The sequence below is a fragment of the Wolbachia endosymbiont of Glossina morsitans morsitans genome (assembly GCF_000689175.1).
Taxonomy (GTDB): Bacteria; Pseudomonadota; Alphaproteobacteria; order Rickettsiales; family Anaplasmataceae; genus Wolbachia; species Wolbachia pipientis.
The window spans coordinates 1-2,583 of sequence record NZ_AWUH01000031.1 but is presented as its reverse complement, the minus strand read 5'-3'; the positions used below and the strand labels follow the sequence as shown (position 1 = coordinate 2,583).

General features: G+C 36.0%; 2 protein-coding genes and 3 pseudogenes. All 5 read left to right on the top strand.

Annotated features, from left to right (window positions below; genetic code table 11):
- Positions 1-57 precede the first annotated feature (57 nt).
- Positions 58-360, top strand: coding sequence for a transposase (locus WGMM_RS00930; protein ID WP_081818052.1), 303 nt, complete (start codon positions 58-60; stop codon positions 358-360).
- A 125-nt stretch (positions 361-485) separates the two neighbouring features.
- Positions 486-629 (top strand): annotated as a pseudogene (locus tag WGMM_RS06020) (ankyrin repeat domain-containing protein); the annotation flags it as partial.
- A gap of 13 nt (positions 630-642) precedes the next feature.
- Positions 643-1,083, top strand: a complete 441-nt coding sequence (locus tag WGMM_RS00920; protein ID WP_038248612.1) for a DUF2924 domain-containing protein — start codon at positions 643-645, stop codon at positions 1,081-1,083.
- Positions 1,077-1,688 (top strand): annotated as a pseudogene (locus tag WGMM_RS00915) (recombinase family protein); the annotation flags it as partial. The gene WGMM_RS00920 and the pseudogene WGMM_RS00915, both read left to right, overlap by 7 nt.
- Before the next feature lie 104 nt (positions 1,689-1,792).
- Positions 1,793-2,506 (top strand): annotated as a pseudogene (locus WGMM_RS00910) (recombinase family protein); the annotation flags it as partial.
- Between the last annotated feature and the right edge of the window lie 77 nt (positions 2,507-2,583).

Here is a 2,583-nt window from a genome sequence, read left to right as displayed (position 1 = left end):
TACAATAATCCGAACAGACCGTAATATGCTACTGGCCTGCTATAGCCATAAACACATATCTTATCGCATTCGGACTATTATAAGAAAGGCTATAAAATACAAGTGCTTGTTGATGCACTGGGAAATCCACTTAAATTTACTCTGACTCCTGGTCAAAGAAATGAAATTACTCAGGCACCAGTGTTAACCGAAAATATCTATAACTCTACTGTAGTGGCTGATAAAGGCTACGATAGTAATGCTTTTGTTACAAGTCTTGAAAGCAAGGGATGTATAGTAGTTATTCCACCCAAACGGAATCGAAAAGTACAAAGGTATTACGATGAGCATATCTACAAAGAACGTCATTTGATTGAATGATTCTTTGGAAAAATCAATAACTTTAGGCGCATTTTTTCTCGATTTGACAAGACTGCTGAGGTTTTTATGGGTTTTCTCAATTTTGTTATAGCTCTTGTATTGCTTCTCTAAAATTTTGTCCACAGAGCTTAGTGAAAGCTGGAGGAGAAATAGAGCAAGCGGATAAATTTGGAATGACAGCGATGGATTATGCGAAAACCAGTAAAGAAGTAACTGAAATATTGAAGAAAGAAATAGACAGAATTGAAAAGTTATTTGAAAAATTGTGAGAGGCTAAAAGATATGGAAAAAAGTGTAGAAATAGAAAAGAAAGTAATGAATTTAGAGAAAAAAGCGTTGGTAGAGTTGAGAAGAATATGGAAGAAGGTGTTTGGGAAAGAAGCGCCTGGATACTCAAAGAAATATCTGATACCAAGATTAGCTTATAGAATGCAGGAAAAAGCATATGGAGAAGTTTCAAGAAAGGGGACAAAAAGACTAGAGTATCTGGCAGATCGGTTAGAGAAGGGGAAAAGAATAAGTAGTGACAAACATCCGGTAGCAGGAACAGAGCTAATATTAGAAAGAGGGGAAGAGACGCATGCGATAATGGTAACAGATAAGGGTTTAATCTATAAAGAAGAGTTTTATACGTCATTATCAGCAGTAGCCGGGAAAATAATGGGAATGAGTTATAATGGACCGCTCCTATTTGGAATGAGAGAAGAGGAGAAAGGATGCTAAAAGAGGTAAGATGCGGGATATATACGAGAAAATCAAATGAAGACGAGTTAGAACAAAAGTTTAATAGTTTAGATGCCCAGCGAGTAGCATGTGAAAAATATATAAAGAGCAGAGAAGGCTGGGTAGCATTGGCTAAAAGGTACGATGATGGAGGATATTCAGGGAAAAATTTAGAAAGACCAGCGATAAAGGAATTATTTGAAGATGTAAAGGCAGGAGAAGTAGATTGTGTGGTAGTATATACGCTAGATAGGCTCCCGAGAGAAACAAAAGACAGCATGGAAGTAACATCATTTTTTAGAAGGCATAGAGTAAATTTTGTAGCAGTAACACAAATATTTGACAATAATACGCCAATGGGAAAATTTGTACAAACAGTATTATCAGGAGCAGCACAACTAGAAAGAGAGATGATCGTAGAGAGTGTAAAAAATAAAATAGCAACATCAAAAGAACAAGGATTATGGATGGGCGGAACTTTGCCATTTGGGTATGATGTAAAAGATAAAGAGTTAATAATAAATGAGAAAGAAGCAAAAACAGTAAAGCATATATTTGAAAGATATTTGGAGCTGAAGTCAATGGCAGAGTTGGCGAGAGAGTTATAGCTCTTTTTACAATAATCCGAACAGACCGTAATATGCTACTGGCCTGCTATAGCCATAAATACATATCTTATCGCATTCGGACTATTATAAGAAAGGCTATAAATAGCCAAGAGTACCGTACGAAAGGAAAATCAGATATCTTTAAAAAGGCAACGGTGAGAAGAATAATAACAAATCCAATATATATGGGAAAAATTAGGCATTATGAGAAAGACTATGAAGGAAAGCATGAAGCGATAATAGAAGAGGAAAAGTGGAAAAAAGCACAAGAGTTAATAAGGAATCAACCATATAGAAAAGCAAGATATGAAGAGGCGCTACTAAAGGGAATAATAAAGTGCAAGAGCTGTGATGTAAATATGACGCTGACGTATGCAAAAAAAGAGAATAAAAGGTACCGATATTACGTGTGCAATAATCATTTAAGAGGAAAGCATTGTGAATCAGTAAACCGAACAGTAGTAGCCGGAGAAGTAGAAAAAGAAGTGATGAAGAAAGCTGAACAGCTATATGAAAAATGGGGAAAAAAAGCGGAAGAGTGGAAAAATTTAAGCTTTGGAAAACAGAAAGAAGTAGTGAAAAAGTTAATAAAGGGACTAATGGTGAGAGAGGATGGAATAGGGGTGAGTTCTGAATCAGAGGAAAAATTTATACCAATGAAGAAGAAAGGAAACAAATGTACAGTAGTAGAGCGAGAGGGGAAAACAAACAATGCACTACTGAAAGCAGTGGTAAGAGCCCACGTTTGGAAACGGCAACTAGAAGAAGGAAAATATAGAAGTGTGAAAGAGCTGAGCGTTAAAATTAATATAGGTATAGCTCTTTTTACAATAATCCGAACAGACCGTAATATGCTACTGGCCTGCTATAGCCATAAACACATATCTTATCG

Bases quoted from the DNA above. Each gene is read 5' to 3' on its own strand.
- WGMM_RS00920 (WP_038248612.1), top strand. From the start codon at position 643: ATGGAAAAAAGTGTAGAAATAGAAAAGAAAGTAATGAATTTAGAGAAA.